The 16,079-nt window shown below is 41.3% G+C and carries 13 protein-coding genes and 1 pseudogene; 9 read left to right on the plus strand and 5 right to left on the minus strand.

From position 1 onward, the window contains the following. Window positions 1-88 precede the first annotated feature (88 nt). Window positions 89-844, minus strand: a complete 756-nt coding sequence (locus PGX00_RS15505; RefSeq protein ID WP_272138236.1) for a helix-turn-helix transcriptional regulator — start codon at window positions 842-844, stop codon at window positions 89-91. Between the two features lie 174 nt (window positions 845-1,018). Here PGX00_RS15505 and PGX00_RS15510 point away from each other — a divergent pair, with 174 nt between their 5' ends. After that, window positions 1,019-1,615, plus strand: a complete 597-nt coding sequence (locus PGX00_RS15510) for a 2-hydroxychromene-2-carboxylate isomerase (RefSeq protein WP_272138237.1) — start codon at window positions 1,019-1,021, stop codon at window positions 1,613-1,615. A 96-nt stretch (window positions 1,616-1,711) separates the two neighbouring features. Beyond that, window positions 1,712-2,575: a hypothetical protein gene (locus PGX00_RS15515; protein ID WP_272138238.1), complete on the plus strand. Its 864-nt coding sequence runs from the start codon at window positions 1,712-1,714 to the stop codon at window positions 2,573-2,575. Window positions 2,576-2,595: 20 nt separating this feature from the next. Here the strand turns inward: PGX00_RS15515 and PGX00_RS15520 are convergent, their stop codons facing one another. Beyond that, window positions 2,596-5,169 carry a bifunctional aconitate hydratase 2/2-methylisocitrate dehydratase gene (locus PGX00_RS15520; RefSeq protein ID WP_407702410.1) on the minus strand — a complete coding sequence of 858 codons (2,574 nt, stop codon included), beginning with the start codon at window positions 5,167-5,169 and terminating at the stop codon, window positions 2,596-2,598. Between the two features lie 193 nt (window positions 5,170-5,362). Between PGX00_RS15520 and PGX00_RS15525 the strand changes: the two genes are divergently transcribed. Further along, entirely contained in the window at window positions 5,363-6,235 is an 873-nt protein-coding gene (locus PGX00_RS15525) for a DMT family transporter (protein WP_272138242.1), read from the plus strand. Between the two features lie 36 nt (window positions 6,236-6,271). Here PGX00_RS15525 and PGX00_RS15530 read toward each other — a convergent pair whose 3' ends face one another. Further along, complete coding sequence (locus tag PGX00_RS15530) at window positions 6,272-7,909, minus strand: sensor histidine kinase (RefSeq protein ID WP_272138244.1); 1,638 nt, start codon at window positions 7,907-7,909, stop codon at window positions 6,272-6,274. A 312-nt stretch (window positions 7,910-8,221) separates the two neighbouring features. On the opposite strand from PGX00_RS15530, the gene PGX00_RS15535 reads away from it, so the two are divergent. The 6 genes and pseudogenes from PGX00_RS15535 (at window position 8,222) to PGX00_RS15560 (ending at window position 14,292) form a co-directional block, all read left to right on the plus strand. Beyond that, window positions 8,222-9,199, plus strand: a complete 978-nt coding sequence (locus tag PGX00_RS15535) for a Bug family tripartite tricarboxylate transporter substrate binding protein (protein WP_272138246.1) — start codon at window positions 8,222-8,224, stop codon at window positions 9,197-9,199. Between the two features lie 59 nt (window positions 9,200-9,258). After that, on the plus strand, window positions 9,259-9,741 hold the full coding sequence (locus PGX00_RS15540; protein ID WP_272138247.1) for a tripartite tricarboxylate transporter TctB family protein: 483 nt from the start codon (window positions 9,259-9,261) through the stop codon (window positions 9,739-9,741). A gap of 16 nt (window positions 9,742-9,757) precedes the next feature. Then, entirely contained in the window at window positions 9,758-11,305 is a 1,548-nt protein-coding gene (locus PGX00_RS15545; protein ID WP_272138249.1) for a tripartite tricarboxylate transporter permease, read from the plus strand. Between the two features lie 188 nt (window positions 11,306-11,493). After that, entirely contained in the window at window positions 11,494-12,033 is a 540-nt protein-coding gene (locus PGX00_RS15550; RefSeq protein WP_272138251.1) for a TetR/AcrR family transcriptional regulator, read from the plus strand. 21 nt (window positions 12,034-12,054) lie between these two features. Further along, window positions 12,055-13,107: pseudogene (locus tag PGX00_RS15555) on the plus strand (alcohol dehydrogenase family protein). Window positions 13,108-13,233: 126 nt separating this feature from the next. Next, the gene (locus tag PGX00_RS15560) at window positions 13,234-14,292 is read left to right on the plus strand and encodes a 4-oxalomesaconate tautomerase (protein WP_272138253.1); all 1,059 of its coding nucleotides are present in this window, start codon (window positions 13,234-13,236) and stop codon (window positions 14,290-14,292) included. A gap of 99 nt (window positions 14,293-14,391) precedes the next feature. Here PGX00_RS15560 and PGX00_RS15565 read toward each other — a convergent pair whose 3' ends face one another. Both PGX00_RS15565 and PGX00_RS15570 read right to left on the minus strand, forming a co-directional pair. Further along, entirely contained in the window at window positions 14,392-14,880 is a 489-nt protein-coding gene (locus PGX00_RS15565; protein ID WP_272138255.1) for a hypothetical protein, read from the minus strand. Window positions 14,881-15,186: 306 nt separating this feature from the next. Next, window positions 15,187-15,894 carry a response regulator gene (locus PGX00_RS15570; RefSeq protein ID WP_272138257.1) on the minus strand — a complete coding sequence of 236 codons (708 nt, stop codon included), beginning with the start codon at window positions 15,892-15,894 and terminating at the stop codon, window positions 15,187-15,189. Window positions 15,895-16,079: the final 185 nt, after the last annotated feature.

Genomic DNA, 16,079 nt, shown 5'->3' on the forward strand with positions numbered 1-16,079 from the left:
CTCTTCTGCGGTGTTAAAACCTTTAAGTGGTGTTTATGAATTTATTCACAAAGATTGTCTGATTTAACTATGCCACAGCGAGAAAAGGTTATATCTGCCCTCTTCGAACTTGAGCTGGACTGCATTCGTAACGTTGGCTAAATGCTCGGCTCAACGCCTCTTGACTGCCATAGCAATACCGCTGGGCTACCGCTTTTACACGATCACCTTTCTCTAGATCTTGTCTAGCAAGAGACAGTCGCCATTCACGTAGATACTGAGCCGGTGTATGTCCAACACAGGTCTTAAAACGTTGCATAAATTGGCTACGTGATAGACCAGCGGTGTCAGCTAGATCTTCTACTTTCCAATCAAACTCTGGTTTCTCATGGATAGCGACCAATGCTTTGCTAAGGCGCTCGTCGGCAAGGCCTGCAACTAAACCTGGATTGTCGGCATGCTGCCTCATTACCTTTCTCAGAAGTATAATAACCATAACCTCAAACAATTTTTGTAACGTTGTAGCTTGACCGCAACGTTGGTCATTAATTTCGCCAATAATAAGTTGCGCGAGATCTTGTAGATTACTCTCTTCTTCAATAGAAAGTGTAACGCGGCTAGGTAAAGCTCTAGCAAGAGGGTTACTTGCTCCCCCTAAATTTATCGAGGCAGCAACCATTAACTCGCCCTTCATAGGAACAAAGTCGAGCTCTTCTCTGGCTATAGGCCAAAACTCAATTCTATTTAGTTCACCACTTTCCGCATCAGCCAATAGAAATAAATTGGCACTTTTTAAATCACAGGCCACTTCCGCCTGAAGTTCAAATCGAGCAATAAGAGCAGAAAGTCGGTCAAGCTTTACCATAAAAACCTCAGTGTTCTATTGATATTAGTGCGAAATACTTAAGCCAAATATTGAAAATCGGATTAATTATCATATTAATTGGACATAATGATGACATTTTTATCGCACTCTAACAATCAGACCTCAAGTAAAAATAGAAATTGAATTCAAAAAAACATAAAGGATATGAACATCATGAGCAAAACCATCAATTACTACTTCACTAGCATCTCGCCATTTACCTATCTTGGACATTCACTTCTATTGCAAACAAGTGAAAAAGCCAACGCAAAGATTCACTATAAGCCTGTAATACTAGGGCAAATTTTTGCGGTTAATGGCACGCTTCCACTCGGTGAACGTTCAAACAGTCGACAAGCCTATCGATTAGTTGAATTAACGCGTTGGTCAGTAAAGCGATCACTACCACTGATCTTGAAACCCGCCTTCTTTCCAACTAACCCAGCGCTCGCCGATAAATGCGTCATTGCATTGCAAGAATCTGGCATCAGTGCAGGTAAGTTTGCCAACGTAGTAATGGCAGCCTGTTGGTCACAGGAAAAAAACATTTCAGAAGAGACGGTGATACATGACATTTTAACTGAATTAAAATTCGACGCCGATACCATCATGACAAAAGCTAAAACCGATGAAGTCCAAAGTATATATGAAGCCAATACAGCCGAAGCAATCGAAAAAAGTGTACTTGGAGTGCCTGCCTATTACTTTAATGGAGAGCAATTCTGGGGCCAAGATAGATTAGAGCTTTTAAAAGACGCACTAAGCAAATAATGCCAATATAGTTTAATCTTATAGACTCGATATACTCGGTCTAGCAACCCCATGTTAGGCTGAGTGACATCACTTACTTTTCTTTAGGTTAAACCCATGATTGAAATTCCAAACTATAAACGCGCTCAAATTCCATCGTCGTCACGTGGTATTGTCAAAGGTGTCCCACTAAAAGAGCAGTTGAACGAAAGAGCCATCGGTTTTATGGCCCGTAACATTGAGTTGGTTTACCCTGAGTTTGATGTACAAACCTTCGCTCAAAATGCTAACGATGGAATAGAGCCACTTTCAATCATGGCACGTGCCAAACACATTGCCATATGCTTACGACAAACTTTACCGAGCAACTACAGTGATGCAATAGAAGTCATAGTCGCAAGCATGTTGCCGCCTTCAAAACCTGATGAAACCTTAGGTATAGCCGCTTTTTACTATCTCCCCTTCAGTTCTTATATAGCCGAGTTTGGACTCGACTCTAACAATAATAACGGCGATGACCCATTTGATGTATCCATTCAAGCACAAGTCGAATTGACCAAACGTTTTACAGCTGAGTTTTCTATACGTCCTTTTCTAATTGAGCAGCAAGAACGAACGCTAGACGTATTTAACAACTGGTTAGATCACCCCAGTGAAGATGTGCGTAGGCTTTGTTCTGAAGGATCACGTCCTAAATTGCCATGGGGAAAGAATATTCCAAACTTTATAAATGACCCTTCGCCTATCATTCCGATATTAGAGTCATTAAAAAATGATCCTAGTCTTTATGTCCAAAGGAGTGTCGCCAATAGCTTAGGGGATATTGCAAAAGATCACCCGGATTTGGTGTTCGACCTATGCGATGCATGGCTAACCTCCGCGAATAAAGAATTAAAGTGGGTTATTAGACATGCCGTACGTTATTACGCAAAAAAAGAGCACCCGAAGGCGCTCGAATTAAGAGTAATAGCGAAGGTTTAGTTTGTAAGCAAAACGAACTGCTAACTCACTAACAAATTCAGCTCACGGTTATACATCGGGTCTTTATCAAACGATAAGTAGGAGTAGATACGCTCTTTTGTCTCGTCTAAATTAACGGCAGCTTTCTGGTACTGCTCTACACTAGGTAGTTTCCCTAATATTGCACTCACTGTTGCCAATTCTGCAGAGGCTAGGTATACATTAGCTCCCGTACCAAGACGATTCGGGAAATTACGGGTGGAAGTAGACACAACTGTCGTTCCTTCACCTACTCTTGCTTGATTGCCCATACATAACGAGCAACCCGGTTCTTCAACACGCGCACCATAACGAACGTAAGCATTAAAACAGCCTTCTTGACGAAGTTTCATATCATCCATCTTTGTCGGTGGCGCTAACCACAATTTTGATTTAGCAATATCACCTTGCGCTTCAAGTAACTTAGCAGTTGCACGGAAATGACCAATATTAGTCATACATGACCCCACAAATACTTCATCAATCTCCGTGCCAGTCACTTCCGAAAGCAATCGCGCATCATCAGGGTCATTGGGGCAACATAAGATAGGTTCGCTAATGTTATTCAGATCTATCTCTATAACTTCAGCATATTGCGCCCCTTCATCCGCTTTAAGCAATACCGGGTTTAATAACCACGTTTTGATCGCATCCACGCGGTTTTGTAGGGCTGCCCTATCGCCGTATCCGTTTTCAATCATCCAATAAAGTAACGTGACGTTAGATTGCATATTTTCAATCACTTTCTCTTCAGATAGTGCAATCGTGCATGCCGCAGATGAGCGTTCAGCAGAGGCATCTGTCAACTCAAACGCTTCGTCAACGCTGAGATGTTCCAAACCCTGAATCTCTATGATGCGACCAGAAAAAACATTCACTTTATTTGCTTTTTCTAATGTGAGTAACCCTTTTTTCTTTGCAACATAGGGAAGCGCGTGTACCAAGTCCCGTAAGGTGATACCTGGTTGCATCTCCCCGCTAAACTTGACCAATACCGATTCCGGCATGTCGATAGGCATGGTGCCCGTGGTCGCAGCATAAGCCACCAAGCCAGATCCCGCAGGAAAAGAGATGCCGACAGGAAAACGTGTATGGCTATCACCACCCGTTCCTAATGTATCGGGAACTAACATTCGGTTTAACCACGAATGAATCACACCATCACCCGGACGCAATGCAATACCACCACGAGACTCAAAAAAGCCCGGTAATGTTGCATGCAGTTTGCTATCGATGACACGAGGGTAAGCCGATGTATGGCAAAAGGATTGCATCACAAGGCTGGCATTAAAATGAGTGCAAGCAAGGTCTTTTATCTCATCACGCGTCATTCCGCCAGTGGTATCTTGTGAGCCTACCGTTGTGACGGTTGGAGTGCAGAACATGCCGGGTTTTACACCATCAACACCACAAGCTTTACCCACCATTTTTTGAGCTAAAGTAAACGGACCTTGTGCTATATCCTGATTGCTCTCTTTGGCTGGCATGTTAAGCGAAGCTCTAACTCGTTTCGTTAGCGACTGACCAATTAGGTACGGGATGCGACCACCAGCCCTTACCTGAGAAAGTATCGCGTCGTGTTTGTATTCATACCGGACTAGTATTTCTTCAGAGCCATTGCGTTTAATTACACACTGATAAGGGTAGATATCAATGACATCACCCGTCTCAAGCGATGAAACGTCTGCTTCTATCGGCATAGCACCTGAATCCTCAAGTGTGTTGAAAAAAATTGGTGCTATCTTGCCACCTAATACTACACCACCAGTTTTCTTGTTTGGAACAAAGGGAATATTGTCACCGATATACCAAAGTAATGAATTTGCTGCGGACTTGCGTGATGAACCTGTCCCTACTACGTCGCCAACAAAGCATAGCGGATACCCTTTTGATTTCAGAACATCAATTTGGGCCACAGGTCCAATTGCACCTTCTTCGTTAGGCTCAACACCATCACGGCGATTCTTGTACATGCTTTTCGCATGCATAGGAATATCAGGCCGAGACCACGCATCAGGTGCTGGTGAAAAATCATCTGTGGTACTTTCACCCGAAACCTTAAAGACCGTCATGGTAATACACTCGGCCACCGCAGGGCGTTTAGTAAACCACTCTTCATTCGCCCAACTGTCTACAACCGCTTTAGCATACATATTAGAACGGTTTGCTTTCTCAACTACCTCGTCTGCTTTCTCATACACTAAAATCATTTCTTGCAGTGCTTTCGCTGCGGTAGTTGCCAATTTTTCATCTTCTAACAATTCGATCAACTTATCGACACAATACCCTCCAACCATGCTCCCCAACATCTTGGTTGCGTCAACGGGTGAAATACCCGGTACCGTTCTTTCACTTTGCGCAATTTCTTGCAAAATATCCGCTTTGGTTTTCGCAGCCTCATCAACACCAGCCGGTGTTTGATGCCATAAAAGTTCGACGACAGTATCGATAAGCTGCTTATCGTTTTCTGACTGTAAGATAGCAAAGCAAGCTTCTACTTCTTCACTGTTTAGGCTTGCTTTTTCGATGCCTTGTGTAGCTCTTTCTGAACACTTGCTGAGATACTGGTCATAAATTGCTTTCATTCTTCCGGTTCCTGTCTTGATGATCGGTTTTTAACGTAATACAGACATCTTTCATGCTTTCTAGAACGAGTAACGTGACTTATAACAGCATGACTATTTAAGAAAAAAGACAGTATGGGTTTAATGAACGTAATAGATTGAGTTATGCTCGTAAGCAAATTCAAGGAAGGATTGGAGCACATTTTTGAATAATACTAGAGGAAGCATTTTTATGGTGCTCGCCATGGCGGCATTCTCCATAGAAGATATGTTCATAAAAGCGGCAGCGAGCAGCACTAATGTTGGTTTGATACTGGTACTATTTGGTTTAGGTGGTACCTTAGTTTTCGCCGTGTTATCCAAAAGAAATGGAGATATCATCTTCCACCCTGCCATTCTGTCTCGACCGATAATTGTGCGAGCTTTTTGTGAAGTGATTGGTCGGCTCTCTTTTGCATTAGCCATCACACTAACCGCACTCTCTAGTGCCTCTGCGATATTACAAGCTACCCCTTTAATCGCCATGCTGGGTGCTGCGTTTTTCTTTGGTGAAAATATCGGGGTAAAACGTTGGCTTGCAGTTTTAGTCGGCTTGATTGGGGTGTTAATGATCATTCGTCCTGGCCTTGAAGGGTTTGAAACGGCGTCGGTGTTTGCCGTTGTCGCAACATTAGGATTTGCAGGCCGAGACCTTGCTACTCGAGCCGCGCCTCCAACACTGTCGAATACACAACTGGGTATTTATGGTTTTTTTGTCCTGATCCCTACTGGTATTGGGATGTTTGTCTACAGTGGAGAACCATTACACCTTGACGTTATCGCGGGTTCTAAAATAATTGGAGCCGTCGTATTTGGTGTAGCAGCCTATAACGCATTAACCATCGCGATGCGCACTGGAGATGTCTCCGTTGTTGCACCTTTTCGATATACTCGACTTCTTTTTGCGTTGATCATCGGGGTGTCGATTTTTGGCGAATCACCAGACTTGATGACTCTATTAGGTAGTCTACTTATCGTAATGTCCGGTGGATATACACTAATTCAAAGTCAACGTACGAACAAAACGATACCGTGTTAAACAAAGGTACATTTATATCGTGGACGCGTTATTCGCCTAACGAGTACTTACGTTAGCCAACTCCTCTTCTATTTTTGCTTTTATTTTTTGCTTAGGAATATAAATATTAAATAGCGCTCCGCCTAATTCAGACTGTTCTACGATAATCGTGCCGTTTGCTTTATTAACGATAGTATGAATTAGGTTAAGGCCAATACCGTGATTAGGTTCTGTCTTCTTAGTGTATTTTCGCTCAAATATCTTATCGATATCCTCTTCTTTAATACCATCACCACTGTCTTCTACTTCAATCAATAGATTTTCACCTTGATGCACAAAAAGCCTAACCAGCTTCTCTTCAACTTCAGAACGCACAATAGCTTCAAATGCATTATTAATAAGATTACCAACAATACATGTTAACTTGTTTTCGCTAAAAGGCAGGTCATCGGTTTGGATACTGCTCATTGGGTCAATCTCTAATCTAACACCTAACTCTTTGGCTCGTGACATTTTACTTAACACAAGGGCGACCAGCGTTGGCGTTCTGAATGCTTTTGACACACTGTAAATATCACTCTGTTTACTGCTGTGCTCTGACTGTATAAAGTCCATCGCTTTTTCATATTTTTCCATCTGTAATAAGCCATAAATCACCGACATCTGGTTATTAAACTCATGGATTATCGCTCTTAAATTCTCTTTATCACTGGTTACTGCATTTATCTCTTGTTCCAACGCTTCCTTTTCGCGACGTAAACGAAAACTGATAACCGCACCGGTTTTTTCACCTTGGTCGTTAAACATAAATCGACGGTTAGCCACTAAAGTTTCGCCATTGCAACTAATGGTTTGATCGCTCACCTCACTCTCATTAGAGGCATTGAAAAAGTCGGTTGGATAGAGATATTGGTCTATATAGGTATTGTGAACGTCCTCTCTTTCATCCAAGATATGAAGGTCTTTAAGGGCTGAATCATTGATCACCAATATACGATTTTTACTATCGACAGCAATGACACCTTCAAATACTGTATTTAGAATTCCTTGCCTTAACTTGAGTGCCATTTCAATTTGCTGCGGGCTTTGGTGCTGCATTTTTCGACTGATATAACCCGTAAACCGTTGATTAAATAACGTTGAGCCACCAAGTATTAAAATGGATAGAATGATGGTTATTTGAAAACGCTGGTTTAATTTACTCAGAGCTTGTTCATAATTCATGCCAACGGAAACAATACCTGCATAATCACCTTTGTATAAAACCGGAACCCTCGCCTTTATTAGTAACTCTTTTTCGATTCCAGCGCTGACTAGCGTCACTATTTCACCATTCAAGATTCTTTCAAGGTTTGCATCTATCAGCTTCTTACCAATACCACGTCCTTCACTATGGTAGATACGAACCTGTTTATCATTGGTAATAGAAACATAATCAATATCTGGTGGCGGATTGTAATTTTCCATTAATCCACTGACCGATTTACCATCTTGCTTAAAGACAGCAAACTGTAAATCTTGGTTAGAAGCAATAAGTTGAGCTTGAGTTAATGCAAGACTTTGCATACTTTCAATGCGTACCGATTTAATATTATCGTAAAGAATAACCTCGAATGAAAGTACGATAAGTATGGCCGATAAGGACATAACAACAAATATACGCTGAAAAAAGAAATTGGCTTCAAAATATGGCATTCCAGTTAATTAACTAACAACATAAGTATACATAAAATATTTACTTAAAGAAGGAAGTAAATTCCAAAAACCACTCAAACATCAATCTTTAATATCTTATCTAATTCTAACTAGATAATAATTTAGTCCATTCTATGTTTTGTCCATTAAAACCATAACAACTTTTGTGGCTCGAATCTAAATACGTAGGCATCACATAGAGTGATTCTATTTTTAACTAATATCCATCTCAGGCAACAAAATTCATCTATAGGAATTTTGACCCACATTTTGATATCGACTTTTTATAATGAGATTTAAGGACATTTTAACATGAAAAAGATTATGGCTTTAGCAGGCGTAGTAGTGCTTGCTGGTTGCGGACCAGAATCAAATAAAGTGCAAGATACAGCGAATTACCCTGAAAAACCGATTGAGCTAATCATCCCATTTGGTGAAGGCGGCGCGAGTGATACTTTTGCAAGAAAGTTCTCTGAACTAATGGCAAAAGATATGAACCAACCTATTCAAGCGGTAAACAAAAAAGGCAGCAGCGGTCTGGTTGGCATGGTGTACGCTGCTCAAAAACCAGCAGATGGTTATACGGTTCTTGAAGTCACGCCTTCAATGGTAATCTCTGACGCACTAGAAGTAAGTGATGCCGTTAAATTCATGCGTGACTTTGAACCTCTAGCTCGCATCCAATCGGACATCTATGTACTTTGTCTACCTGGTGAAAGTCAGTTCACATCGTTTGAGGACCTCGTCAAATATGGTCAGGATCACCCAATTACCTTTGGTGGTGTAAGCCCAGGTGGCCTTGATGACTTAACACTGAATGCGTTAGCAGCAGCAACAGGTGTTAACATTAAATTTATCCCTTACAAATCTGGTTCTGAAGTAAAAGCAGCCGTACTTGGTGGCGAAGTAGATATCTATCTGGATAAAATCGTTTCCGCCGTTAATTACATTAAAGATGGCAAAGTTAAGCCCGTGCTAGTACTCAACGAAGAACGAATCACTCAGCTTGATGTATTTAAAGAAGTACCGACATCTCAAGAACTTGGCTACGACGTAACCATAGGTTCATGGCGCGGTTTTGTTGTTAGAAAAGGAACCGCACCTGAGATTAAATCTTACTTAATCGACAAAATGCAGTCGGCTTATAACACAAAAGAATATAAAGATTTCGCGGCACTTAATCTTGTAGATATACGTCCAGGCTATTTAGATGCAGCTGGATTTTATACCCAGTGGGAAAGCGAATATAAAAAGTTTGACGCTGTAGCTAAACAAGTCGGATTAAAATAATAAAGTTTAAAATAATATATATAGCCTCAATAGAGGCTATATAAATGGAGTAATTTAAAATGGGCGAAATAATCTTTCACGTGTTCCTTCTGGCCGTAATGGGGCTATTTTTTAATGAGACACTGGATATTAATACCGCAAGAATGACAGACCCTATTGGTCCTGCTGGATTCCCTCAAGCCGTAATTATTTTGGCAGTCTTATTATTAGTTCCCTCGCTTTATAAAGCAGTGAAAAAATATAAAGAGAGCTCACAAGAAGAAAAAAATAGCAAAATTAAAGAATTGGACCCTGGTTTCATAGCCCTTCTCGGCACAATCGTTCTTTTTGCGTTAACCATCGGTTATGTGGGTTTCTGGTTTGGTGCTGTCGTCATCATTTCTTTGGTCATGTTCATTTTGAACGAGAGAAAACCAAAAAAATTGATATTAACTACGGTCATTGCTTCTTTAGCATTTACGTTTGTTTTCGGAAATATACTCAGTATTCCCCTACCTCGCGGTATCGGTATCTTCGAATCACTAAGTTACCTTATCTACTAATCTCTGGAGAGAAATAATGGATTTTAATTTATTAGTGGAAGCACTCCAGGTAGTGTTTCTTCCGACTAACTTCGCCCTGATCATTATGGGTATGTGCTTAGGAGTCTGCTTTGGCACACTGCCCGGCATTAGCTCTTCAATGGGCATCGTTTTAATGATCCCATTTACTTACTATATGGGTATTAATGCATCAATCATTATGCTAGTAGCTGTATATGCTGGCTCGGCTTACGGTGGCTCGATAACCGCTATTCTGTTCAATACTCCAGGTACTGCAGAATCGGTAGCAACAACATTTGATGGCTATCCCATGGCGCAAAGCGGGAAAGCAGGTAAGGCTCTTGGTCTCGCTATGTCTGGCTCATCGTTTGGCGGTATCTTCTCTGTATTGGTTATGTTATTGCTCGCGCCAGCTCTGTCCGTCATTGCCCTTGAGATCCAAAGCCCTGAATACTTTGCACTAACCCTTCTTGGTATGGCTTGCATCTCATCTGTTGGTTCTAAAGATCTACCGAAAGCACTCTCTACAGGTCTAATTGGTATTCTTATTGCGTTAATCGGTATGGATCCAATGACGGGCGTCTCAAGGCTCACTTTTGGTCAACTAAACTTCCTAAACGGCATTGAGTACATCCCAATCATGATTGGTTCTTTTGCTATGGCAGAAGTATTCAAACAAGTTATCAACCGCAAAACTAAAAATGAAAAAACCACTGGTGATGCTGGTAAAGTATCCCTAGAAAGTATTAGCCTTAAAGAGTTTTTCAAGTACAAAGCTACTGTTATCAAGTCTGCAGTTATCGGTACTTGTGTTGGTATCTTGCCCGGTACTGGTGGTTCCATCGCTTCTATTGTAAGTTATGGCGAAGCGGCACGATCTAGCAAGAATAAAGAGATGTTTGGTAAAGGTGCAGAAGAAGGGGTACTTGCTCCTGAAACAGCAAACAATGCTGCTGGTGGTGGTGCAATGATTCCAACGCTAGTGCTGGGGATCCCTGGGTCGCCAACAACAGCAATTATCCTTGCTGCACTTGTTTTACAAGGCTTACAACCGGGCCCACAGTTGATGGCTGAACAGCCGCTACTACTTTATTGCATTTTCTTTTCAATGCTGATTGCAAGTATCGTTGTATTCTTCAGCGGTCGTTATGCAGTTAAAGCGTTTGCAGCGGTTCTTAAATTACCATACGGCCTGATCGCTCCAATGATTGTAATGTTCTCTATTATTGGTGCTTACGCAAGGTCAAACGACATGTTCCAAATCTGGGTCATGCTTGCATTTGGTATTTTGGGTTACTTCTTTAGTAAATTTAAGTTCTCTGCTGCATCATTAATCTTAGGCATTGTCTTAGGTAACATGATGGAGGAGAGTTTCAGAAGACAATTGCTCATCTCGGACGGTAACTTTATGTCTTTCTTTGAAAGACCAATTACTGTGGTGATTTTGATTGCGGTTGTGGCTGTTGTTTTGTTCCCAATAATCAGCAACATGAAAGAAAAAAGAAAGCACAAAAAGCAGCTACTGCTTAACGGCTTAATGCTTTGCACAATGTATTATAGATAAAATCACACCCTAGCCACTACTCACTGTAGTGGCTTTTTTATTTTGATCTATTTTGTACTGCAAGGTTCATTTCCACACAATTAATTCTCGCTAGTTTGATGACCTTGACACGGTAGAACGATCACTCTACCACGCGGTAGAATAAACGTTCTACTTCGCGTAGGAGAATATCAAATTACAGAGGCAGTATGTCTAAAGAACAAATCGCGAAAAGCCTTGAAGAAGCGTTCAGTCAACATGGTTTTGCCGAACCGAGCGTGGCAAAGTTAAAAACAGCCTGCAATGTAAGTTTACGCACGCTTTACAAATATTATCCGTCTAAAGAGGCCATGATTGCTGGCGCGTTAGAGCATCGCCACCACCGGTACCTTCATTTTCTTTCCGAAGGTTTACCCGAAGACAAAAACAAATCAATCCCCCATATATTCGCTAGGCTTGAAATATGGATGATGAACTACGCACCGAATGGTTGTATGTCGATGAATGCCATTTCTGCTTTTCCTGATAACCCATTGGTAAACCAAGCGGTAAAAACACACAAAACTGAAATTCGCCGCTTTTTGGGAACGCAGAGTGAAAGAGAAGATCTCGCTACCGCTTTGTACTTGCTTCATGAAGGAGTATCAAGCGCATGGCCAGTACTGGGCGGTGATGTCGTGAAATCAGCGGAGAAAGCGGCTTTATGTTTACTGAGTGAGCAGCCACCTTTAACTACAACAATTAAATAATAAAGCTTAAGGATACTCATCATGGCGAACATTCCAGAAAAAATGAAAGGAATACAACTCATTGGTTACGGTGGCTCTGAAAAGCTTAAGTACCGAGATGACATTGCCGTTCCTACGCCCTCAGACAACGAAGTGCTCATTCGAGTTTTGGCTGCGGGAGTAAACAATACCGATATTAATACGCGAATTAGCTGGTACGCAAAAGATGACAACCTTGACGATAAGGCGAGTTGGTCTGGCAATTCGCTCCAGTTTCCTTGGATACAAGGTGCCGACGTTTGTGGTGAGATTGTTGCAGTCTGAAAAAATATCGATACACAACGTATTGGTGAGCGTGTCCTTATCGAACCATGTTTGAATGAAGTTAATGGACAGACCCTAAGTTCCCCTTGGTATTTTGGTTCTGAATGTGACGGTGGCTTTGCTGAGTTTACCGTTGTCGCATCTCAGCATGCATACCGTATTAATAGTCATTTATCGGATACTGATCTGGCTTCGTTTCCTTGCTCTTATTCAACGGCAGAAAACATGCTCACCCGAGCTGTAATTAAGACATCTGACCGAGTCATCATTTCTGGTGCTTCTGGCGGTGTTGGGTCTGCGGCCATTCAATTAGCCAAAGCTCGCGGGGCGTACGTTATTGCCATCACTAGTCCCAATAAAGACCAACAATTGCTGGATATTGGAGCCGACCAAGTAGTAGATCGTAACGCAGACCTGAGCAAAATAGTTGGTGAAAATAGTGTTGATGTCGTAATTGATCTCGTAGCAGGAAAGCAATGGCCACAATACTTAGAGATATTACGCCCTGGTGGTCGTTACGCCGTATCTGGTGCTATTGGTGGCGCTTTCGTTGAATTAGACATTAGGACGCTGTATCTAAAAGATCTGAGCTTTTTTGGTTGCACGGTTTTGGCCCCTGAGGTCTTTCAAAATCTAGTTAATCATATCGAGTCAGGAGATCTTGCCCCACTAGTGGCAAATACATTTCCGCTTAAAGAAATCAATACCGCACAGATTCAGTTCATAAAAAAAGAACACATAGGGAAAATCGTCCTAACCGTTGCGGAATAATGTCCATTATCACCATACTGTCTTTTATTTTCACCGCAACAGGTAACTCCCTTCCCACAACCTCTTTTCAATTTAAAACAAGATAGGTTTCGACCCTTCAAGTAACTAGATTGAAAAGAGAACCTTATGAATCAGCTAACTAATTTACCTTGTACGTTAATGCGTGGTGGCACATCTCGCGGCCCCTATTTCCTCGCGTCCGATTTACCACAAGATCGTGAAGATATTGCAGAAGTTCTTATGAAAGCAATGGGATCGGGCCACGAACTGCAAATTGAAGGCATTGGTGGAGGTAACAGCTTAACCAGTAAGATAGCCATTGTTGGGCCATCGGAAGATCCAAATGTAGACGTAGACTACCTATTTGCTCAAGTAGGTATAGAAAAGAAGAATGTCGATTTCCTACCAAACTGCGGAAACATTCTTTCCGGCGTTGGCCCCTTTGCCATTGAAAAAGGATTAGTAGAGACCACCGGTGATACAACCCTTATCCGCATCAGAAACGTCAATACCAACAAGATCATTCACGCCAACGTTCAAACACCGAACCAAAAAGTAAATTATGATGGCGAGACCTATATAAGTGGTGTAAACAGCCCCGGAGCCCCAATCGAACTGACATTTTTAGATGTTGAGGGTGCGAAAACAGGCAAGCTATTTCCAACAGGAAATGTGCAAGATGTTATCAAAGGCTTAGATGTCACCTGCATTGATGCCGCCATCCCAGTTATGATTGTTGATGCAACACAATTTGGTAAGACAGGTTATGAAAGCCCAGCAGAATTAGATGCGGACACCAACTTCACTGAAAAACTCGAAGAGATACGCCGACAAGCCGGCGAGATGATGGGTTTAGGTGATGTTTCAGACAAGGTCATTCCAAAACCAATCCTAATTTCTAAACCCGCGACGGATAGAGGTACTATTTCTGCACGCTATTATGTCCCAGCTCGTTGCCACAAAGCTATTGCAGTCACCGGTAGCATAGCGTTGACCATGTCGCTATGCCATCCAGATACGGTTAGCTCTAACCTGTTAGAGCAAGGTGAACAACTGGTCGACTGTTGTATTGAACACCCTTCAGGTTTTATCGACCTAAAAGTAGCAAGAACCGAAGGCAAAGTATCTTCAATATCACTTATACGTACAGCTAAAAAGATCTTTGAAGGTAACCTTTCTTTGTAATGTTCACCTAATTTCGCTCTCTAATATGCAAATATCTCTGAGGCTTTTACTCAGAGATATTAAAGATGATTTAGATAAGATTGTAGCGACGTTAACGACTTAGTTTTCTGACATTACCCCATTGTTTTTTCCTTGAAGCATCACAACAAACCAAGCGTGCAATTGCTGCCAATAAGAAGGTGGTAGAGAGATCGTGTGGTGTTTGTCATTAATATCAGCTACGTATTCGACACAGCTTTCTAACTCAATAAGTGAGTTAACTATGCAGGATGATGCGTTATGTTTGGGGTGTGACTTTGGAAAAAACGTTGCGCAGGGTATCTCTACAATTTGGCTGCAAGTCCATGAGTCCTTTTCGCCTGTACCAAGCTGACCAGACGGAACAATTGCCACTAGCCGATTATCTTTTAGCGACGTTAACAAAGAATAAGATTTATTCGACAATGACTTAGAATACACTCCACTCATTTTATACAAGCCATCGGGAGAATAGCTCACCTTGTATATAGTTGCACCGTCGAAATTGGGTATACGCCAGACTTGATACACCATAATGATAAAACTACAGACCCCAATTACGACAAGCAAGTACTTGATCCCATTCTTGGCACATTTTAGTAAACTCCCCTGCATATCAAGTCGGCCCTACATTAACAAGAAACCTCACTGACACGCTTTTTAAATACGAAACGTAGCATTCATTGCCGACACCATGTATCAACGAAATCCTTCGTTTTATTACCAAGAATTTACTCATACCAAACTCTCTGTTTATAAGTTAGTTTTACGCAAATAAAGAGTTTGGTATGTTGTGATACCGGTTGGGAATAGCACTAGTAAAATACAATTTAACCGTTAACGCCAAATAGACAAAAAACGCTTTGTTTAATCTCTCTATTCAGCAGAATGAGTGTGCTTATTAGACGATAAACGAAAAGTACGTTGAGGTCTTCCTACTTTGCCATGTTCTATGTCAGCAAAAAGCTGACCTGTATTGGTTGCATATTCTAAATAGCGTCTAGCGGTGGTTCGACTAATTGCTGTGTTTTCACTTATCATATCAGCAGTAAATACATCGCTTTCACCAAACGCAGACAACACCTTTTGCAAAGTGATTGAATCGATTCCTTTAGGATAATTGGTAACATTATCCGAGATTAAATGGGTATTATATATCCGCTTAACAAACGATTGATTAATGTTCTCATCTTTTTCTATAAAAATGCTTCGATTAAATTCAAAGTACCGTTCAAGTGAATCACTTATTTGGGAAAGTGAAAATGGTTTTAAAAGGTAATCGAACGCACCAAAACGAATCGCTGAAACTGCTGTCTCTGAATCATTAGCCGCCGTGACAAAAATAACGTCTATAGGGTTATCTTTGGCTCTGAGGCTTTTAATCAAGCTTAGTCCTGTTCCATCGGGCAAGTAATTATCCAAAATAATTAACGAGGGTTTTAAGTGGTTTATCATCATTCGAGCATCAGCAATAGTTGGCGCAATACCAACGACTTGGTAGGGATAAAGTGTAGATATATGCTCTGAGAGCAAACTTGACATCTCTTTAATATCTTCAACAATCAGAACAGGTATTTTAAACATTGTACGTAGACCTTGTTAGTTTTACTGGATGCCTGACGAGTATGATGTTTATGGAAAACGTAAAACACTCTTCCACACATAATTCTTACTTCAATGCGCTATATGGTCAAACCAGATCTTCTATTGCACTCTTTTTAGCACATGCCGACCTGATGTTCATTTACTCGCATACAGAGAACATTGAA

The organism is Vibrio algarum (assembly GCF_028204155.1).
Lineage (GTDB): Bacteria > Pseudomonadota > Gammaproteobacteria > Enterobacterales > Vibrionaceae > Vibrio > Vibrio algarum.

Coding starts and splice junctions, on each gene's coding strand:
- PGX00_RS15535 (WP_272138246.1), top strand. CDS start 8,222: ATGAAAAAGATTATGGCTTTAGCAGGCGTAGTAGTGCTTGCTGGTTGC.
- PGX00_RS15510 (WP_272138237.1), top strand. CDS start 1,019: ATGAGCAAAACCATCAATTACTACTTCACTAGCATCTCGCCATTTACC.
- PGX00_RS15545 (WP_272138249.1), top strand. CDS start 9,758: ATGGATTTTAATTTATTAGTGGAAGCACTCCAGGTAGTGTTTCTTCCG.
- PGX00_RS15505 (WP_272138236.1), bottom strand. CDS start 844: ATGGTAAAGCTTGACCGACTTTCTGCTCTTATTGCTCGATTTGAACTT.
- PGX00_RS15515 (WP_272138238.1), top strand. CDS start 1,712: ATGATTGAAATTCCAAACTATAAACGCGCTCAAATTCCATCGTCGTCA.
- PGX00_RS15550 (WP_272138251.1), top strand. CDS start 11,494: ATGTCTAAAGAACAAATCGCGAAAAGCCTTGAAGAAGCGTTCAGTCAA.
- PGX00_RS15570 (WP_272138257.1), bottom strand. CDS start 15,894: ATGTTTAAAATACCTGTTCTGATTGTTGAAGATATTAAAGAGATGTCA.
- PGX00_RS15560 (WP_272138253.1), top strand. CDS start 13,234: ATGAATCAGCTAACTAATTTACCTTGTACGTTAATGCGTGGTGGCACA.
- PGX00_RS15530 (WP_272138244.1), bottom strand. CDS start 7,909: ATGCCATATTTTGAAGCCAATTTCTTTTTTCAGCGTATATTTGTTGTT.
- PGX00_RS15540 (WP_272138247.1), top strand. CDS start 9,259: ATGGGCGAAATAATCTTTCACGTGTTCCTTCTGGCCGTAATGGGGCTA.